This window comes from Priestia sp. MDV22-iso46, assembly GCF_058629175.1.
This window is the reverse complement of record NZ_JBZVWT010000001.1, coordinates 291,606-309,969: the sequence shown is the minus strand read 5'-3', so window position 1 is coordinate 309,969 and position 18,364 is coordinate 291,606. Positions and strand designations below refer to the sequence as shown.

Below are 18,364 nucleotides of genomic sequence, written 5' to 3'. Positions count from 1 at the left end.
AAAGAGCTGAAAGAATTCTTTTCTCTCAGCCCGCTTTTTTATTATGCGTTCACTTTTTCAGCTTTTTTTAGCACGTTAAAAAATTCTTTCATAAATTTAGGTAAATCTGGCCAAGCTTGTCCGGTTACTAAGTTTCTGTCTACGTGAAGCGTCTGTTCAACAAATACTGCACCCGCCGCTTCTACTTCCGGACGGCAAGCAGGATACGCTGTCACTTCTCTGTCTTGCAGATACTCTCTAACCGTCGTTAACACGAGCTGACCATGACAAATAACGCCTAAAGGTTTGTTTTCTTTTAAAAAATGAGCGGCAATTTCCTGAACTTTTGTGTTCATTCGAATATATTCAGGCGCTCGTCCTCCAGGAATAATAAGTCCGTCAAAATCAGCGGGATCCACTTCATCTACAGAAGCGTGAGAATCAATTTTATATCCCGTTTTTTCTGTGAATGTTTCCATTTCTGGAAGAAAATCATGAACAACCGTTTGGAGCTTCTTTTTCACTGGAGAAGCAATGGTACACTGAATATCTTCTTCTAAACAGCGATAATACGGATAAAAAACTTCTAAAGCCTCCACGGCATCTCCTGTTAAAATCAAGACACGTTTACTCATCTTTTATCACCTTTTCTTTTAATGTCGTCATTTACTTCTTCTCGCAAGCTGCTTTCCATTCCTGCTTTTCCCCCTAGGAATAATAAAAAAAGCAGGGCCTTCATTCCTTATTAGGAATGTCAGCCTTGCTTTTTATCTTGTAATCTTTTTAATTCAGCTGTTAATTCAATAAACCAAGCTTCGTCTTTCGTTAGCAGCGCGAGATCAATTAATGAAAGAATTTGCTCTTCGTGCGCCGTTTTTTGAAGGGGCAGCTTTTCTATTTTTTCATCCATCATGCCAATGGTTGTGCCGACCATTTTTTCATCATCACTTTTCACAACGTTGATTAGTGCTGCTTTTTTAGATGGATTAATCGTTTTAATATATCCGTATATAAGTTCACCGTCGCGAGACTTTCCTTTGACCCAGTCGCCTACTTTTAAATTTCCTTCAAATAGCTTCACAGTCATTCTCCTTTCTTCATAAACATGCTAAGAATTAATGTAACGGCATATAGTATTGCAGAAAGTAGTGTAATCATAATACTTACAGTTTAGAAAGTCAAAGAATCTGTTTTATAGCCAAAAGCTTGATATACAACTAAATCACTGCAACAATAAAAAAATCCGAACAATTCATCGTTCGGATCTTTCTTCAACGAAACTACTTTTTTCTCAACCTCTTTACTGGTTATACGAGTCCAGTTAAGCTGTAGATTCCAATGATTAAGAAACATGCAAGCGTTTTTATAACAGTGATGGCAAAAATATCTCGGTAAGACTGCTTGTGGGTTAACCCGGTAATAGCGAGCAGGGTAATAACGGCTCCGTTATGAGGAAGCGTATCCATACCGCCTGATGCCATCGCTACAACTCTGTGCATAACTTCAGGAGGAATGTTGTATTGATTAATAGCTTCTACATACTTATCTCCCATCGCACTAAGCGCAATTCCCATACCTCCAGAAGCAGAGCCTGTAATACCGGCTAAAATGTTTGTCGTAACGGCTCCATTGACAAGCGGATTTGTAAAGGTATGTGAAATACCATCACGAACGGTTACAAAGCCAGGAAGAGATGAAATAACGCCTCCAAAGCCATACTCAGCTCCCGTGTTCATCGCAGCGAGAAGCGCTCCGCCAATACTTGCGTTAAGACCCGCTTGGAAACCGGTGGTCACTCTCTTCCAGTCATACGCAATCGTTGTGATAATTCCAATAACAAGTGCCAATTCCACTGACCAAATACCAACAACTGCGGTTAAATCTACTTTTCCGAACGCTTCAAGGCCAATTTTGGCAAAATCAAAACCATCTGGATACCACTTTGGAATAGAAACAGTAAAAAATTTGTTTGCAACCCCTACAAGCACGAGCGGAACAAATGCAAGAATCTGTCTTGCTACGCTAGGTTCATATTTAGGTTCTGTAGAAGGTACAGACTCTTTTTCTAGCTCTGCAGCAGCCGCTAGTTCATTATTAAATCCGTAGTAGCCTTCTCCAGCTTTTCTTGCTTTTTTGCTTCGGCTTTCTAAATACCAAAGACCTAAGCTAAAGACAATAACCGATCCGATAATCCCCAGTGTCGGAGCAGCATAGATGTCTGTTTTAAAAAAAGTCGTTGGAATAACGTTTTGAATCTGCGGTGTACCTGGAAGTGCATCCATGGTAAACGAAATAGCTCCTAATGCAATCGTTCCCGGTACTAATCGTTTTGGAATATTCGCTTCGCGGAATAAGTTAGCCGCAAACGGATAAACTGCAAACGCAACAACGAATAAACTTACGCCGCTGTAGGTTAAGATTGCTCCCATTAAAACAATCGCCAAGATCGCACGTTTAGCCCCTACGACTTTAACAATTGTTTTCGCAATCGACTCAGCGACTCCAGACATTTCAACCATCTTCCCGAAAACCGCTCCTAATAGAAAGACAGGGAAGTAGTTTTTAATAAACCCAACCATTTTCTCCATAAAAACGTTTGAGAAAAACGGGAGTGCATAGCTTGGTTCCGTTAAAATAACGGCTAGCAGCGCACAAAGTGGAGCAAACAAAATAACTGAAAATCCGCGGTAAGCAACCAGCATCAAAAGCCCCAGAGACAGCAAAATAATCAGCAAATCCATAACGTTTCCCCTTTCATCCCTTATTCAATTTGTCTTAAATTTATCTTATTTTTTATAAAGTGCAGACTCAAACTCATATTCATAGCACGTGTAATAAAGCTGAATAATTTCTTCTGCCGTCGGTACGATCGGATGATTAGCAGGACTTCCGCTTTGAATCGCATCCGCTGCCATTTTCTCAACCGCCGCGTAAAATAGCTGACGATCAATGCCCCACGATTGAAGATTAGGAATCTCTAAGTCGATACAAAGCTGCTTGATGGCTTCAATTAACACATCTGCTCCTTCTTTTTTTGTATATGATACGTTCGGAAAAAGAGCTTGTCCTATTTCACCTAAACGATCAATTGAAGCCTCTTTTGTATAGTCCAAAACCGCAGGCAGGAGCATCGCATTAGAAATACCGTGGGGCACATGGAATAGCGCGCCAATAGGTCTTGACATACCGTGCACTAGAGCAACAGATGAATTTGAAAACGCCATTCCTGCCAGCATAGAAGCATAGGCCATTTCGTTTCTTGCTTGAACATTTTCTCCATTTCTGTACACAAGACGAATATTTTTCATGATTAACTCAATTGCTTGAAGCGCAAGTGAATCTGTAAAAGGATGTGCTTTTTTAGACAAATACGCTTCTATTGCATGACTGAGTGCATCAATTCCTGTAGCTGCCGTTACGTGTTTCGGACATGATAGAGTTAATAACGGATCAACAATGGCTGTATCAGGCAATAATTGAGGCCTTGCGAGCATCATTTTTACATCGTACGCCGTGTCTGTAATAACCGTCGCTTTAGTCACTTCTGAGCCTGTTCCAGCAGTCGTAGGCACGGCAACCAAAGGAAGAGGACTATCTTGAAAATCTTGTTGATTTTGAAAATACGTTCGTAGATGCCCTTCATTTGTCATCATAATGGCAACCGCTTTTCCAGTATCGATACAGCTGCCTCCCCCTAAGGCAATAACCACATCGCACTGCTCCGTTTTACATATGGCAAGCGCCTCATCTAGATGAATATCTGTCGGCTCTGAATTTACGCCTGTATACACGGCACAGTCCATGCCAGTCTCGGCTAAGTAACGACGGCAAGTTTCTACATTGCCTGCTTTCACCATAACGTCATCACTTATAAGCAATGCTTTTGTGCCAAGCAGTTCAGCCTGCTCCCCAATTTTAGAAAATGATCCTTCTCCATATAAAACCGTCCGTGGTACAAGTAATTCATAAATTGCCACTGTTTTTCCCCCTTTGTTATCTCGCTGACAATCTCTCCTTCCGTATTTTCATGCTGACTTATGTAAGCGATTTCATTTATTTGTGCAAAAAACCAACATGAACTTCGTTTTTCTCCCCTATTTATTCTCTTTTTGTATACCCCTTTCCTCTTTCATTCTAAAATTTCATCTTATATTTTTCAATCTTTTTTTGTAACTTTTTAAAAATTACAAAAAAAGCCAGAGGTATTCTCTGACTTTACCATTTAAATAAACTTTTGAACAGTATTATTTCGATTTAATTTATAAATAGACAGCAGGAAAAAAACGAGTGCAAAAGCTAGTAAAATGCTGATATTTAACCATAGGCTGCTTAAATCAGCTCCTTGTTGAACACTTTTTAACGTACTTAATACCCACGTTTGAGGAAGAAAGTCGGCTATTTTCTGCATCACATCCGGCATAAATTCAGGCGGAAAAAAGCAGCCGGACAGTAAACAAGTTGGCGTGATGATAAGCGTCTGAAGACCATTCGCTGCTTTTGAACTTTCTGTAAAAGCGATAATTACAAGAGACAAGCCGATGGCTACTAGACCAAACAAAACTAAAATGAAAAACAGCTGCCATACGGGAATGTTCATATCTACGTGAAAAAGAGTCGTAATACAAACAAGTGTAATCATTACTTGCAGAGTTAATAAAATCATATTTGTAATAACATTGGATATCACGTATTGCCTTGCACTAACTGGCGAAGCTAACAGTCTAAAATACGTTCGCTGCTCTTTTTCTTTTGTGATAAGAGCTGATAAATTCACCGCAGAAAAAAGCATAAACATAATTAAATACCCAATTGTCTGCTTGACAATGTTTTGATCGGTTCCTTTGTCTTCAAGGGCATGCGTTGAGACGTGGAATGGCGCTTTTTGATAATTCTCATACATTTGTTTAAACGCAGCATCGTCGCCTTCAGCAGCTTGATTCAGCGCAGAAACATTATCAATATATTGATATAAATAAGACTTAATAAAGCTCGTTACTTCTGCTCCTTTTATTGAAGTGATTGTAATATGATCTGGTTTGTTCGCTTTGACGCTGTCAGAAAACCCTTTTTCAAAGGTAATAACCGCATCAACTTTCTTTGACGTAATCTCATGATCCACTTCTTTGTCCGTGAGCATTTTAACATTTGTTTTGTGCAGCCCTTTTAAAAACTGAACGGTGTCTTTTGTAATATCCGTTGAGTCGTGATTGACAACTCCGATATTCACCCAAGTCCCTCCTGCATTTCCATAAATAAGAACGGACATTAAAACCCCTGCAATAGGCAAACCAATAACAAGCACAAGCGTCCTTTTGTTTCTAAGCAGCATATTTCTTAGCATATTTGTTACAAGCCACATGATATTTTTCATGTTATAACCCCTCTCTTTTTCTCAAAAGCACAATTGCTATGCCCAAGAATAAAATAGAGAAGCCTACATTCAACCCAATAACTGAAAGAGAAGCGCCGATATCATTTGTATAAATCAATTTAATAAGTCCATTATTCATCCAGGTTAAAGGTGATACATTGACGAAGCCCTCTCCAGATCCATTTTGAAAATAGGTTCCTCCCACAATACACGACACTTGAATAACAACCATAATAATTGCTCTTGACGCCGCTTCTGTCTTCGTAAGGTAGCTAACTCCTAATCCAAAGCTAATGGCAAAAAGAATCTGAGATACTAACATCAGCAGTACTAGGAGTAAATGATCTCCCCAGTTGGCATCAAAAAAATATTTAGTCGACATAATGACGACTAACACACAAATGGCGTGAACCAAAACAGTACCTAAAATTTTCCCGACAAAAATTTCAGCGGTTTTAATCGGAGCGGCTACTAATCGATTGGCCGTATTTCGCATACGCTCTCCTCTAATTAAATAACTCGCTGAGATAGATCCGTACAAAACAATCATAGTTGTCATTGAAATGGCGTAGTAGTCTATTGAATTTGGCTGTTTTTGAGAATGAAGAGATGTTTCTTGAATATAGTCATGCTTAGACGCACGGAGCAGATTATCCACTTGCTGAGGATTTACTTTGGCCACTTCCATAGCCACATTGTACTTATCAACAAAGGTGCTTAACATACCTTGGACCATGTTGAATTCAATGCTGTTTTCTTCATTTCCGTAGAGATGAATGCCTTGGTCTTTCACTTCTACATAAGCTGTATAGCGCTGCTCTTTTACTTCTTTTTTTCCATCTTGATCTTTTTTCAACGCTTTAAAGTGAATGCCAGATTTTTCTGCGTTTGCAGCAAACTGCTTAAAGGCAGCATATTCTTCATTACTTGTGTCCATTTTGTAGAGAACGTAACTGTCATCTATCGTCATGTCATTATTAAAGGCTTGAGACAAAGCTGTTCCTAAAATAAGGACAAGAGCTAGCGGAAAAAGAATCATAAAGATAAATGCACGCTTATCTCGCAGATCACTTTTCATTTCTTTCAAAGCAATTGCAATAATATTCATTCATTATTCCTCCTTTCTTTTATAAATCTCTTAGACTGCGCCCTGTCAACGTGAGGAAGACCGTCTCTAAATTTGGGGCTTGTTCCTTGACTGCTTTAATTTCGATATGATGCGTCATTAAATACTGAATGACTTTGTTTAAGTTATTCACTTCGGCATTTGAATTAATTTTAATGATTCCATCTTCATACGTAACGGCTGTTACTCCCGGAATTTCTTTTAGACCGCTGCAATCTATATCATCCGCTGCTTTTACTTCAATCCAAATATCTTTTGTATCGGTGATAATCGCTTTTAGCTGCTCTTTTGTTCCTTCCGCAATGATTTTGCCGTGATCAATAATGGCAATCTTTGTACATACCTCTTCTACTTCTTCCATATAGTGACTTGTATAAATGATTGTGCTTCCCATTTCATTTAGCTTTTTTACAGATGTTAAAATATAGTTTCGCGACTGAGGATCAATACCAACCGTCGGTTCATCCATTATAATAAGCTTTGGGCGATGAGCAATTGCGCATGCGATATTTAACCTTCTTTTCATACCTCCTGAAAAGCTTTTCGGATAAGCCTTTTGTTTATCTAAAAGCCCTACAAACGCTAAAGCTTCTTCCACTCGTTCGTTAAGAAGTGATCCTCTTAATCCGTAAAGTCCGGCAAAAAACTTCACATTTTCATATGCTGTCAAATCTTCATAAATCGCTAAGTCTTGCGGAACGATCCCGATGTTCATCTTTGCGAAATTTCGATGTTTCTTTATATTTTTCCCTAGCACTTCAATATCACCGCTGTTGCTTTGAAGCAGACTAGCAACCATATGAATCGTTGTGCTTTTTCCTGCTCCGTTTGTTCCTAAAAACCCAAATATATCTCCTTCTTCTACTTGTAAAGACAAATTATCTACTGCAATAAAATCTCCAAATTTCTTTGTTAGTTTTTGAATTGATAATACGTTCATCATTTCACCTCTAGTGTGTTGGTATATCCTTATTTTATGAAAAAAAGGCAAACTTACGTCAGTGCATAAGTTCACCTTTTTCCCATGAGAAATCTCATTATTTATGTATGAAGTTTCTCACCTATCGGCAGCAGCGTTGTAACAGAAAACCCGTTTGCCCCATCAACGATCACCGTTCCGTTAATGGAAGCGGCTCGCTCTTCCATCCCTGCTATGCCAAGTCCTTTTTGAAACAAGTGAGCCCCTTTTCCATTGTCTTTGACTTCTACTTTAACCATTTTATTTAGTACATGAAGCTCAATGGCAATCATCGTTGCTTCTGCATATTTTAAGGCATTTGTAATAGCTTCCGTTATATTTTCATGGATAATTTTCCACTGAAGAGGCGTGATAAGATCTAAATTACCTTTGTATACAAGAGGCATTGCGATACTATGCTTAGCCTCAAACTCACCAATAAATAATTTAAGCCGGCTGATTCCTATTTGCTCAGCGGGAGGCTTTATACTTTTTAACGTTAACCTAATTTCTTCAATACCTTCTTTGGAAATCGTAATCGCATTTTGAAGAAGAGACAGCGCTTTTTCCTCGTCTTGCTTCATCACATGCTTTGCTGCCTCCATTTGAATAAGCGCTCCTGTCATTGAATGACCAATCTTATCATGAATTTCCTGCGATAATCGATTTCGCTCTTCTAACTTTGAAGCATATTGAGACTGCCTCACATACTCTTTATTTTCATTCAAGTGTTTTTGCAGCTTTTGCATACTTACTCTCATTTCATCAATTTTTTGCTCATAATTAATCGTTCGTTTTTGATAGAGAGCTGCTGCTGTATAAATAAAGAAAGTAAACGCAGCGACTAACACATACAGCGCGCTAATGTCAGAGGGAAGAAGCAGCATCGGGAGCAAAACAAGCAGCAGCACCATCCATTTTTTTACGACTGATTCTCCAACAAGCTCACAAAGGTTTAGCGGCAAAAGAAGAAAAAACAAAGGATGAAGTTTATACGCACAATATAGAATAAGGACAATTGAAATAACAATAAACATGCGCTTGAAGACGCTCTTTTTCACAATGGACGCTGCAATATTAACACAGCTGTAAAGAAGCAGTGCTAACACAATAGCTGAAATCGAGTGTACATAATTAAACTGAATGTACGTAATAGCCAAAAACAGTATAAGGATGAGCTTAGTCATCATTAATCCGACTTCCATAGCCCTACTTCCCTTTACCGGTTAAATAATAAATAGCAATTTGAGTGCGATGCTCAAGTCCCGTTTTACTTAAAATCGAACTAATATAGTTTGCTACGGTACCTTCTGAAATAAAAAGCGTTTTAGAAATTTCTTTATTCGAAAGCCCCTTGGCAATAAGCGTCATAATGCTCGTTTCACGCTCTGTAAACTGTGTCATATCCGCTTTTGACTCACGCTCAGTTGCAGCGTTTAAACTTGATTTAATCTTATCAAGCACAACATCTTGAAGAACCGTATGTCCGTTGAATACACTTTTGATTGCGTCTCGAATGCGCTCCGGTTCTGTATTTTTTAACAAGTAGCCTTTAGCTCCGTTTTTTACGGCATCAATAATATATTCATCATCATCAAACGTAGTTAAAATAAGCGGCTTTGCTTTCGTTAACTCTGAAATAAGCTTTGTAGCCTCTACACCGTCCATAACGGGCATTCTTACATCTAACAATGCAATATCGACGGAATGGTTTTTGCAATATTGAACGGCTTCCTGACCATCTTTTAAAGTAGCGACAACGTCGAACTCCTCGTATGTATTTAATATAATTTTCATTCCTTCTCGAATAAACGAATTATCATCTGCAATAATAATAGTAATTTTCATTTCTTTAAGTGAGAACATCTCACTTTTTTTCACATCCTTCTTTCACATCCATCCGCATGCTTCTCATTTATTGTAGCCATAATAAACCAAAAGTTCAATGCGATAGTTCGCAGTCTTTCTAAGCACTAAAAAAGAGCAAACCTCCGCAGGTTTACTCTTTTGCTCCGTTACTTCTGAGCTAACTTAATCACCGTCTCTAAAAGTACATTTACACCTTTTTCGCATTCTTCCCAAGGAGTAAATTCTTCTTCACAATGACTTTTTCCGTTTACGCTCGGAATAAAAATCATAGCCGTCGGAATATAGGTAGCTAAAAACTGTGCGTCATGTCCAGCTCCGCTTACCATTCGCTTGTAGGAATACCCAAGCGAACGAACGGATTCTTCCACTTCATCGCAAACGGTTTTATCAAACCATACGGTATCGCGTCCCCAAAGCTTTGTCACCCGCACTTCGCAGCCTTCTAACAGCTCCGCTTGATCAGGCAGTGACTGAATGATCTTTTCCACGGACGCAATGACGTCTTCATCCGTATGTCTCGCTTCAAGCGAAAAAATAACTTTATTTGGAATAACGGTATGAATATTAGGCAGTACGTTCATACGACCCATTGTATAGACTAAATTTGAATCTAATCTGCCGAGCTCATGACGAGCTTCAGCAATTAAATTATTGGTTGCAAAAAGCGCATCTTTCCGCATATCCATCGGCGTCGTCCCGGCGTGGTCTGACTCCCCGGTAACTTCAATTTCATAACATACCATGCCGAGCACGCACTCCACTACACCGATTGATTTGGCTTCTCGTTCTAAAATAGGCCCTTGCTCAATATGTAATTCTACAAATGCCGATGCTTCAGTAAGGCGGTTACTCGTATCGCCTTCATATCCGCATGATTGAAGAGCTTGCTCAAACGTCACGCCGTCAACATCCGTCTTCTTCATCATAACGTCTTTTTGAAATTTGCCCGATAAAATACCTGAAGCCATCATAGAAGGCTCAAAACGCGCTCCTTCTTCATTCGTAAAGTTAACAATGGTAATCGGCACCTTCGGCTTAATATTATGTTCAACGAGCGTTCTTACTAACTCTAATCCTGCAACTACACCGAGGATTCCGTCAAACCTTCCGCCTTTTTTTACGCTGTCCATGTGTGAGCCAATCACAACAGGCGGCTTATCTTCTAGTCCTTCAAGCGTGGCGTAAATACATCCAAGATCGTCAATTTTAATATCCATTCCAAGGTCACGGCAGCATGAACAAAAATAGTCTCGTGCTAAGCGGTCTTCTTCTGACAGCGCTAAGCGGGTTACACCGTTATTAGGTGTTCGTCCATAATCGGCAAATCGTTCAAGCGTATTTTTTAACCTTTCTCCATTCACTGCTACTTTTTGTCGTTGCAACTCAACCACTCTCCTCATTATTTGGTTATAAAGTGCGTCTAAGGTGCGGGGTTAATGAATATCATTCATTATGACATAAAATAGGCGATATCACTTGAAGTCTGTTAGAACCCCTTCCATTGTTTTTGTAATGAAAGTGCGCAGCTTGCCTTATGTATCTATTAGCTTCAAAACGTAAATTTCCTGCTTTTTTCTATGAATAATGCACGCGTTATTTATGCATTTTTATTATAAAAATAGCGATAGGTTTTTTTCAAAAAAAAGAGAATTAGTTACTATACTAACTCTCCTCTACATACTTACTTTTTATTTGCTTTCTTCGCAATCGCAATCATTGTAGCCAAAACACCAACTGTAATAATCACAATAGCAATTACAGCAGTGGTAATAATAATTCCTGATGTTACTTCTGAAACACCCATTAGTCTACGTTCTCCTTTTGTGCCTGACCTATTTATCTACATCAGCATAGTGGTCGGTTTATTCCTATTATATACGAACTTGGAAAGCGACGAAATATGTGACACATAATTGACATACTGTTTATATGTTTTCTTTTAATTCTACGTTTTATTTAAGAAAATACGGGAATAATTCAAACATATATAAGAAATACTCTTTATTTCTTTAAAGAAGTATTGTAATATAAATGTAACAATTGTAATATTAACAGCATGAATGTTACATATATTTCAATGAATGAGTAGGAGGGAAATGGAAATGAAAAAAATTGGAATAATCTTAGCATCACTTGCTCTTTTCTTTTCACTAAGCACAGGAGTTACAGCTCAAGCAGCATCACAAAATCTATCAACGACTAATGCGGTAAAAATTGCAGCAAACGCAAGCAACCATTTCTGGAATGCACTTCATGGATCTAAAGGTAATTTATGTACTCAAAAAACATTTAATTATAAAGGCACTCAGTACTCATATCTTTGTCAAGATTTTAATACAAAAAGCAAACTAGTAAGCTACTTATCTGAAACTTTTACAAACAGTGCTATTCAAAAAGGATTAACAAATTATCGCTACATCACATATAACGGAAAGCTTGCTCGTCCTGTCGGTGACGGATTCAGCATGCTAGAGTGGAACAAAGCAAAAGTAAAACTAACTTATCAGCGTGCCGATGTTCGCTCTTATCAATTTACGGTTCCAACGGTTGACGGAGGAAGTGTAAAACGCACCGTTACATTTTATAAATCTGGTTCACAGTGGAAAGTGAATAAGTTTGATGCTGTACTATAAGCAATATAAAAAACAAGGTCTTCTAAGGCCTTGTTTTTTTATGCTCTCGCTTCCGCTCTTTATTAAAGAAGTTTCACTTTATTTTCACCAACTCCCCTTATAGTATGGAGACACACTACTACTTATTCGATACATTGTCATCGGAGGATTTTATATGAACATACTACAAAAAAGAACGGCTTTTATCGTAACGGCAGCTTTTCTTTTAGCATTTGTTTTCAGTATCGTTTCACTATCACACTACAAAGGAGAAGAACATTTATTTTCGATTCAAGAAAGTTATCAGTTAAAAAAGATTACTAATGGTATATCTGCTCCTGATAATAATTCGAGGGATCATCGTCTTCCTTCAGGAAACGGTCCCGCTTCCTCTAGCAATTCCGGAGAACACGTAACGCCTTTTCATAATCTATCTATGGATAACGGTGCCGGAAGTCAAGGAGCTAATAAGGACTATGAAACACCGCTAGCTCTTTATACGGTGGGCTTTTTTATAGCAGCAGCTTTCGTTTACGGATTATTAAAGAAAAAGAAATGGCATCATTCGATAGGGCATTCTCGCGTTATTTTATGGTCATTACTTGGCACTGGACTATTTATCCGGATTGCGCTGATTCCGTGGGTAGGCTCTCATATGGATGCGTCGCTTTTCAAAAACTGGGCATCGGTTGCGGCCAATCATTTTTCCAATTTCTACGCTAAAAGCGGGAGCGATTATCCGCCGTTTTATATTTATATCTTGTTTATCGTTGGGAAAGTTGGCAGTTTACCGGATTTTCAGCAGTATTTTTCGCTGTTGATTAAAATCCCGCCTATTTTAGCAGATGTCATCACATCTTATTTACTCTATCGTTTAGCTCGTAAATACTTAGCACCTTCTTTTGCATATCTGTTAGCAATTGGGTATTTATTTAATCCGGCCATTTTAGTTAATTCAACGTTTTGGGGACAAGTCGATTCATTTTTCACTTTGCTTATTGTCCTAGCGATTGTGATGATTACGGAAAAAAGAATTTACGCGTCAGCCGTTATTTTTACAGCAGCGGTCTTAATGAAGCCGCAGGCGATTATTATCCTGCCCATTTTGTTTTTTGAACTCATTCGCCTAAAGCAAGTAAAACATTTCTTCGGCATTGCTTTAACGGCGGCTTTCACTGCTGCAGCGATTTTATTGCCTTTTTCAATTGGAAAAAGTCCAACGTGGATTATTGATTTATTTTCATCAACCATTGGAGAATACCCGTATGCCTCTGTTAACGCCTATAACTTCTTTAGTTTAATAGGCGCAAACTATAAAGACAGCTCTGCAACGCTGCTGTTTTTCAGCTATCATACGTGGGGACTTATTTTTATCGTCGCGACAACTGTTTTTTCATGGCTTATTTATATAAAAGGGCGCAGCTTTAAATACGCCGCTCTTGCAGCGCTTATTCAAATTTCAGGGGTATTTACGTTTGCTTCAAGCATGCATGAACGCTACTTATTTCCAGCAGCAGCGCTTGCTTTGCTCGCTTATATTTATTTAAAAGACAAAAACTTGCTTTACTTATCCCTTGGATTTAGCATCAGTATTTTCATGAACACTTTTTTTGTTTTATACGGTGACAGCAATATGCAAAACAGCACGTCCTATCCATTTTCTATGTTTGCTACGTCTATGCTGAACGTTTTGCTTGTTGTTTATTTAGTAAAAGTTGCTTGGAATTTAGTCCAAAAAAGTACGGTTTTAAAAACGGCATAATACAAAAAGCTCAGTGAGTATGATTGATCACTGAGCTTTTTTACATAACAAGCGACATACCTGGCGCGTCTTCTTCTCTTTCTTGAAACCCTAATTTTTTATAAAAATGATGCTTTCCTTTTGCTGCAAACAGCTGAATCGATTCAATTCCGCTTTCTTGGCACTTCGTCAACAGCTCTTGAATAATTTGCTTTCCAAGTCCTTTGTTCTGGTATGAGGGATCTACCATCACGTCGCAAATAAGCGCTTGATAAATTCCGTCTGAAATCATACGTCCGAATGCAATTAATTGTTCATTGTCATAAATACCGACTCTAAACCAGCTGTTGGCTGCAGCCTCAAACAGCTGTTCTTTTGTATAATTGCCTTTTTTACTTTTATGTAATCCGCTCGCTTCATGCAAAGCAGCAAACTGCTCAAATGACGGAACCTCTTTTTTTATTACGTAAGACACGTTCATTCTCCTCTCAATACCGTTGTTTTCTATATTATATTTATACATCAAACGGAATAATAATTCAACATTTTTATCTAGTTATCTTGTTACCCTTTCTTCAAATAAAAAAACTGCCGTTTGGCAGTTTTTTAGGCTTGTACTGATTTTTTTCGTTTTTTAAGATCAATTCCTGTAATGATAAGCAAAATGACTCCAAGAGCAATCATGATTTTACTCACTGTCTCTAACCACTCCGGTGCGCCTCCAGCAAGTAAAAGTGAAAATCCAATGATATAAATCGGAAACCCCGCGAGAGTCCAAGGAGATTTCACCTTCTTTTTCTTCATGTGTACGATCTCCTCTTTCTTTACAGATTCTATGTAGGCTGTATATGATGAGTTTATCAGAAAAAATTGGAAACGACAAAGGAGATAAACGCATGTATACGCTGCCTCAAACATTTTGTGACACCGTTACTCACCTTCACTCTCATAAAGGTCAAAAGTGGTTAGCTGACTTTCCTCAGCTTATTCACTACTGTGAAGAGCGCTGGCGTATCAATATTCACATTCACTTCCCTCTTTCTTACCACTTTGTTGCTCCTGCGCGTAAAGCAGATGGAAGCGAACTAGTTGTCAAATTTTTTGTAGAGCCTTCAGAGTTGCTTTATGAGCAAGAAGCACTGACAGCACTAGCTGGTGAGAACACGGTAAAAATAGTGGACAGCGATGCTGAAAAAGGCATTTTACTGCTCGAAAAGCTGTCTCCCGGATGCCCGCTTTCCTCTTTCTCAAATAAAGACGAAGCTGCGTTAATCGCTGCTGGGCTCATGAAATCTCTATGGCGCATGCCGCACTCAGACTCCACTATCGAAACAGCCATTAAAAGAGAGAAACAGCTTCGAGAGTGTACACAAATGTATCCAAACGGTATTGATTTCCTTTCTTCTGAAACGCTTCAGAATGCACTAGCCGTTTTCTCTGAATTAAACCGCACTTCTCAGCAGCTTTTTCTGCTTCACGGCGACTTGCATCATGATAACATCTTACAGTCTGGTGAAGCGTGGAAAATAATTGACCCAAAAGGGTTAATTGGAGAAAAAGAGTACGAAATCGTCCCTTTTCTTTTAAATCATCTGCCTAAGACAAACGTGGCAGAGACAATTGACCATCGAATCAATATATTTGTCAAAGAACTAAACGTAAGTAAAAAACGAATCTTACTGTGGGGATACGCTCATTCTGTACTAGCCACGTGCTGGTTAATAGAAGACCGCCAAGACGCCGCTTCTTTTTTACATGCCATAGAAGCATTTCAACACTTATACGAACGCTATTACGGGCATAAAAAATAAGAGCCGACATTCGGCTCTTATTTTTTGCATTTCTCTGCTATAAGCTCATATGATTTTAATCGGTCAGCCGGATCGTGCGTAATGGTCACAAGCATGAGTTCATCCGCTCCGTAGCGTGCTTGAACTTCTTGAAGACGCTCATGTACTTCTTCTGGATTTCCGATAATCATGGCTTCTTTCATTTTCTTGATTTTTTTCTCTTCTTCTTCTGTAAGCGGATAGCTGGCCGCTTCTTCAATAGAAGGCACGCCTTTTGCTTCCATTTTATCCTGCTGAATTTTCCATACGAGTGAGCTCGTTGCGATGAGATGCGCTTGCTCGGTTGTTTCAGCGCAAATGACCGATACAGTGACAATCGCATAGGGCTGATCTCCGCCCTGTCTTGGCTGAAATGCCTGTTTGTACTGATCAATAATAGCTGAACCGTCTTGTTCACTCATAAACTGTCCAAACGTATAGGCCATTCCGTTTCTAGCGGCGAGCTCAGCACTTTTTTTACTTGTGCCAAGAAGCCAAGGTTCGGGAGAGACCGGCGGCAGCGGCGAAGCTGAAAGCTTTGCGTATTCATGTTCAGCCGGAAATTTATCGTCTAAAAACTGAAGAAGCTCTTCAACAAGTTCAGGCATTTTAAATACTTGCTGCAAGAAATTATCCGACAGCGCATTTGTTGCTTCAGCCGATCCACCCGGCGCGCGCCCAATTCCTAAATCAATGCGCCCTGGAAACAGCGTTGCCAGCATGTTATACGTTTCCGCTACTTTATACGGCTTGTAGTGAGGCAGCAGCACCGCTCCCGATCCAATTCGAATCGTATTAGTCTGTGCGCCGATATAGCCAAGCATCACTTCAGGAGCCGAACAGGCAAGTCCAGACAAATCATGATGCTCTGCAATCCAGTAGCGTTCATAGCCAAGCTTGTCACCAGCCTTGGCCAGCTGCATTGATGCTTTTAACGCTTCAGCTGGGGTCTGATGGGATGAAACGGGCGATTGGTCGAGTATACTTACTTTCATCACGCATCTGCTCCTTATTCGTTCACTTCAATTAAACTTAATGAAAAATCCCCTACCTGTCCTTTTTGATATAAATTTGTAAAAGATGTGGAGTACTGATGAATCGTTCCTTGAAAATCCAGATCTTCTTCCGGGACATTTACATGAAAGGTGCCTTTATATAACAGTGTAGTAATAGCATGATATTCCTCACTTGTTACTTTAAAATCAACTGAAATTTTCGTTTTGCCTTTTACAATCTCTTGTTCATAGCTGTAAACTTGAATAGGCGTATCATTTAATACAATTTCTTGTACCACGTTAAATCGTCTCCTTTTTTAGTGCGTATGAAAAATAATAGCACTTGAAGAAGTCATGAGCAAATAAAAGAGCTTCTGGTTGCGCATGCAAAAAAAGCATGGCTTTTTGCCATGCTTTCAGTCAAAAAACGATCTTATACGCGCTTTGTACGCGTGCGTTTGAATACGAAATAAAGAACAATAATAACAAATGCCGCAACTACAAACGGAAGCGTATATTTGCTTGCTACGTCTTCAATGTTCGCCCAGTTCTCGCCTAGCTTTCCCCCTAAGTAAATAAATAAAATCGACCAAGGAATCATCGCTAACACGGTTAAAGACGTAAATTTCCAAAACGGCATTTTAGCAATACCTGCAGGAATCGAAATTGCATGTCGAACAACCGGGACAAAACGAGCAGAGAAAACAACGCCCGCGCCGTATTTATTAAACCAGTTTTCCGCAAGATCAATATGCTTATCATGAATAAATAAGTACTTGCCGTATTTTTGAAGAAACGGACGTCCTCCGTAGGCTCCAATCCAATATAAAAACCACTGTGCAATCGTTCCGCCAATAATTCCGGCAATGACTGCTCCAGGAAAACTAATCATACCTTGAGAAATCATATACCCTCCGTAAGCTAGTACAATTTCACTTGGAATGATTTCAATCATTAAACCGAGCGCAATACCTAGATAGCCAAGGCTCGTTAGAAAATCTAAAATACTCGCAACAAATGAACTCACCTTTAATCACCTTACTCATTCTTTAATAATTTTACACTACTACTATATTCCAACCATCAGTATAAAAGGAAACTATGAACTCATTATGAACAGCTTACTTCCCCGTTGACTGCCGATACCTTTTCCGCAGCTCATGCGTATGCAGATCTGCTAGGCGCACCGGAATCGGAAGCTTACTTTCTTTGGAAATAAAATGCATCATGAGCTGATATGACATGTCCAAATCAATATAGTTTCCGCACGACAGAAAAATAGGCTTTACTCCTTTTGCTGTCCTTACTACTCTACCATAAACTTCGCCATCAATCACAATATCTTCATAAGCGCCTGCTGCATCTTCAGGCATAACGTAGTCATATCCCTTGATCTTTAAATAGCTTTTCCCAATTCCAACGGTGGGTTTATTGAGAAAAAACGAAGCATGTGTGGCTACTCCCATATGCTCATAGTGCAAATATCCGTTGCCATCAAATAAAAACACATCGGGCTCTACTTGAAGTTTTTTAGCCGCTTCAAGTATTAAAGGAAGCTCTCGAAAAGCTAGAAACCCAGGAAGATAAGGAACCGTTACTTCTCCTACACTGTGCACTTTTTCCACAACGTTTTTCGTCTGATAATCAACCACTACAATGCTGCACGCTCCGTAGGATACGCCGTTTTCTTCCCAATACGCAACATCAACACCAGCACAGTTATGTATATGCGCCATTTTGACGCGTGATGTTAAATCAATTTGTGCTTTTAGCTTTTGCTGAAGCGTCCGGCACTCCTCTTTTGTTTGCATCGTAAACGTATGTATGTACTGAATATCCATGTTCCATTCCTTTCATTGACTGACTCACCTATTATACAACTAT

General features: G+C 39.1%; 20 protein-coding genes. 3 read left to right on the top strand and 17 right to left on the bottom strand.

All coding sequences use genetic code 11. From position 1 onward, the window contains the following. Positions 1–41: 41 nt before the first annotated feature. The 11 genes from AC4NPH_RS01620 to AC4NPH_RS01570 form a co-directional block, all read right to left on the bottom strand. A complete protein-coding gene (locus tag AC4NPH_RS01620; protein ID WP_013057347.1) occupies positions 42–614 on the bottom strand; it encodes a DJ-1/PfpI family protein in 573 nt (190 codons plus the stop codon). Positions 615–733: 119 nt separating this feature from the next. Continuing rightward, complete coding sequence (locus AC4NPH_RS01615; RefSeq protein ID WP_155660365.1) at positions 734–1,066, bottom strand: IDEAL domain-containing protein; 333 nt, start codon at positions 1,064–1,066, stop codon at positions 734–736. 220 nt (positions 1,067–1,286) lie between these two features. Continuing rightward, entirely contained in the window at positions 1,287–2,720 is a 1,434-nt protein-coding gene (locus tag AC4NPH_RS01610) for a GntP family permease (RefSeq protein ID WP_053487328.1), read from the bottom strand. A gap of 45 nt (positions 2,721–2,765) precedes the next feature. Further along, positions 2,766–3,956 (bottom strand): iron-containing alcohol dehydrogenase, encoded by a 1,191-nt coding sequence (locus tag AC4NPH_RS01605; RefSeq protein ID WP_053487329.1) that lies wholly within the window; start codon positions 3,954–3,956, stop codon positions 2,766–2,768. A 245-nt stretch (positions 3,957–4,201) separates the two neighbouring features. Next, the gene (locus AC4NPH_RS01600; protein WP_098314983.1) at positions 4,202–5,350 is read right to left on the bottom strand and encodes an ABC transporter permease; all 1,149 of its coding nucleotides are present in this window, start codon (positions 5,348–5,350) and stop codon (positions 4,202–4,204) included. Between the two features lies 1 nt (position 5,351). Beyond that, on the bottom strand, positions 5,352–6,458 hold the full coding sequence (locus AC4NPH_RS01595; protein WP_063671759.1) for an ABC transporter permease: 1,107 nt from the start codon (positions 6,456–6,458) through the stop codon (positions 5,352–5,354). Positions 6,459–6,477: 19 nt separating this feature from the next. Then, complete coding sequence (locus AC4NPH_RS01590) at positions 6,478–7,416, bottom strand: ABC transporter ATP-binding protein (protein ID WP_013057353.1); 939 nt, start codon at positions 7,414–7,416, stop codon at positions 6,478–6,480. 101 nt (positions 7,417–7,517) lie between these two features. After that, entirely contained in the window at positions 7,518–8,639 is a 1,122-nt protein-coding gene (locus tag AC4NPH_RS01585; RefSeq protein WP_098196569.1) for a sensor histidine kinase, read from the bottom strand. 4 nt (positions 8,640–8,643) lie between these two features. After that, positions 8,644–9,282, bottom strand: a complete 639-nt coding sequence (locus AC4NPH_RS01580) for a response regulator (protein WP_013057355.1) — start codon at positions 9,280–9,282, stop codon at positions 8,644–8,646. A gap of 167 nt (positions 9,283–9,449) precedes the next feature. After that, the gene (locus tag AC4NPH_RS01575; RefSeq protein WP_013057356.1) at positions 9,450–10,685 is read right to left on the bottom strand and encodes a Zn-dependent hydrolase; all 1,236 of its coding nucleotides are present in this window, start codon (positions 10,683–10,685) and stop codon (positions 9,450–9,452) included. Positions 10,686–10,984: 299 nt separating this feature from the next. Further along, the gene (locus AC4NPH_RS01570) at positions 10,985–11,107 is read right to left on the bottom strand and encodes a hypothetical protein (protein WP_013057357.1); all 123 of its coding nucleotides are present in this window, start codon (positions 11,105–11,107) and stop codon (positions 10,985–10,987) included. A gap of 292 nt (positions 11,108–11,399) precedes the next feature. Between AC4NPH_RS01570 and AC4NPH_RS01565 the strand changes: the two genes are divergently transcribed. Next, positions 11,400–11,936: a DL-endopeptidase inhibitor IseA gene (locus tag AC4NPH_RS01565; protein WP_013057358.1), complete on the top strand. Its 537-nt coding sequence runs from the start codon at positions 11,400–11,402 to the stop codon at positions 11,934–11,936. 154 nt (positions 11,937–12,090) lie between these two features. Next, positions 12,091–13,677 (top strand): MptA/MptB family glycosyltransferase, encoded by a 1,587-nt coding sequence (locus AC4NPH_RS01560; protein WP_013057359.1) that lies wholly within the window; start codon positions 12,091–12,093, stop codon positions 13,675–13,677. A gap of 40 nt (positions 13,678–13,717) precedes the next feature. Here the strand turns inward: AC4NPH_RS01560 and AC4NPH_RS01555 are convergent, their stop codons facing one another. Then, on the bottom strand, positions 13,718–14,137 hold the full coding sequence (locus tag AC4NPH_RS01555; RefSeq protein WP_155660366.1) for a GNAT family N-acetyltransferase: 420 nt from the start codon (positions 14,135–14,137) through the stop codon (positions 13,718–13,720). A 125-nt stretch (positions 14,138–14,262) separates the two neighbouring features. Beyond that, on the bottom strand, positions 14,263–14,460 hold the full coding sequence (locus AC4NPH_RS01550; protein WP_098314985.1) for a hypothetical protein: 198 nt from the start codon (positions 14,458–14,460) through the stop codon (positions 14,263–14,265). 44 nt (positions 14,461–14,504) lie between these two features. On the opposite strand from AC4NPH_RS01550, the gene AC4NPH_RS01545 reads away from it, so the two are divergent. Next, positions 14,505–15,467: an aminoglycoside phosphotransferase family protein gene (locus AC4NPH_RS01545; RefSeq protein ID WP_255286316.1), complete on the top strand. Its 963-nt coding sequence runs from the start codon at positions 14,505–14,507 to the stop codon at positions 15,465–15,467. 17 nt (positions 15,468–15,484) lie between these two features. Here AC4NPH_RS01545 and AC4NPH_RS01540 read toward each other — a convergent pair whose 3' ends face one another. From AC4NPH_RS01540 to AC4NPH_RS01525, 4 genes are all read right to left on the bottom strand, one after another. Further along, positions 15,485–16,480 carry an LLM class flavin-dependent oxidoreductase gene (locus AC4NPH_RS01540; RefSeq protein WP_055992823.1) on the bottom strand — a complete coding sequence of 332 codons (996 nt, stop codon included), beginning with the start codon at positions 16,478–16,480 and terminating at the stop codon, positions 15,485–15,487. Between the two features lie 14 nt (positions 16,481–16,494). Next, entirely contained in the window at positions 16,495–16,779 is a 285-nt protein-coding gene (locus AC4NPH_RS01535; RefSeq protein ID WP_098314987.1) for a DUF3219 family protein, read from the bottom strand. A 134-nt stretch (positions 16,780–16,913) separates the two neighbouring features. Further along, positions 16,914–17,507 carry an undecaprenyl phosphate transporter UptA gene (gene uptA / locus AC4NPH_RS01530; protein WP_013057365.1) on the bottom strand — a complete coding sequence of 198 codons (594 nt, stop codon included), beginning with the start codon at positions 17,505–17,507 and terminating at the stop codon, positions 16,914–16,916. Positions 17,508–17,601: 94 nt separating this feature from the next. After that, on the bottom strand, positions 17,602–18,321 hold the full coding sequence (locus AC4NPH_RS01525; protein WP_013057366.1) for an endonuclease V: 720 nt from the start codon (positions 18,319–18,321) through the stop codon (positions 17,602–17,604). Between the last annotated feature and the right edge of the window lie 43 nt (positions 18,322–18,364).

Bases quoted from the DNA above. Each gene is read 5' to 3' on its own strand.
- AC4NPH_RS01620 (WP_013057347.1), bottom strand. From the start codon at position 614: ATGAGTAAACGTGTCTTGATTTTAACAGGAGATGCCGTGGAGGCTTTA.
- AC4NPH_RS01615 (WP_155660365.1), bottom strand. From the start codon at position 1,066: ATGACTGTGAAGCTATTTGAAGGAAATTTAAAAGTAGGCGACTGGGTC.
- AC4NPH_RS01610 (WP_053487328.1), bottom strand. From the start codon at position 2,720: ATGGATTTGCTGATTATTTTGCTGTCTCTGGGGCTTTTGATGCTGGTT.
- AC4NPH_RS01600 (WP_098314983.1), bottom strand. From the start codon at position 5,350: ATGAAAAATATCATGTGGCTTGTAACAAATATGCTAAGAAATATGCTG.
- AC4NPH_RS01595 (WP_063671759.1), bottom strand. From the start codon at position 6,458: ATGAATATTATTGCAATTGCTTTGAAAGAAATGAAAAGTGATCTGCGA.
- AC4NPH_RS01590 (WP_013057353.1), bottom strand. From the start codon at position 7,416: ATGAACGTATTATCAATTCAAAAACTAACAAAGAAATTTGGAGATTTT.
- AC4NPH_RS01585 (WP_098196569.1), bottom strand. From the start codon at position 8,639: ATGGAAGTCGGATTAATGATGACTAAGCTCATCCTTATACTGTTTTTG.
- AC4NPH_RS01580 (WP_013057355.1), bottom strand. From the start codon at position 9,282: ATGAAAATTACTATTATTATTGCAGATGATAATTCGTTTATTCGAGAA.
- AC4NPH_RS01570 (WP_013057357.1), bottom strand. From the start codon at position 11,107: ATGGGTGTTTCAGAAGTAACATCAGGAATTATTATTACCACTGCTGTA.
- AC4NPH_RS01565 (WP_013057358.1), top strand. From the start codon at position 11,400: ATGGAAATGAAAAAAATTGGAATAATCTTAGCATCACTTGCTCTTTTC.
- AC4NPH_RS01560 (WP_013057359.1), top strand. From the start codon at position 12,091: ATGAACATACTACAAAAAAGAACGGCTTTTATCGTAACGGCAGCTTTT.
- AC4NPH_RS01555 (WP_155660366.1), bottom strand. From the start codon at position 14,137: ATGAACGTGTCTTACGTAATAAAAAAAGAGGTTCCGTCATTTGAGCAG.
- AC4NPH_RS01550 (WP_098314985.1), bottom strand. From the start codon at position 14,460: ATGAAGAAAAAGAAGGTGAAATCTCCTTGGACTCTCGCGGGGTTTCCG.
- AC4NPH_RS01545 (WP_255286316.1), top strand. From the start codon at position 14,505: ATGATGAGTTTATCAGAAAAAATTGGAAACGACAAAGGAGATAAACGC.
- AC4NPH_RS01540 (WP_055992823.1), bottom strand. From the start codon at position 16,480: ATGAAAGTAAGTATACTCGACCAATCGCCCGTTTCATCCCATCAGACC.
- AC4NPH_RS01525 (WP_013057366.1), bottom strand. From the start codon at position 18,321: ATGGATATTCAGTACATACATACGTTTACGATGCAAACAAAAGAGGAG.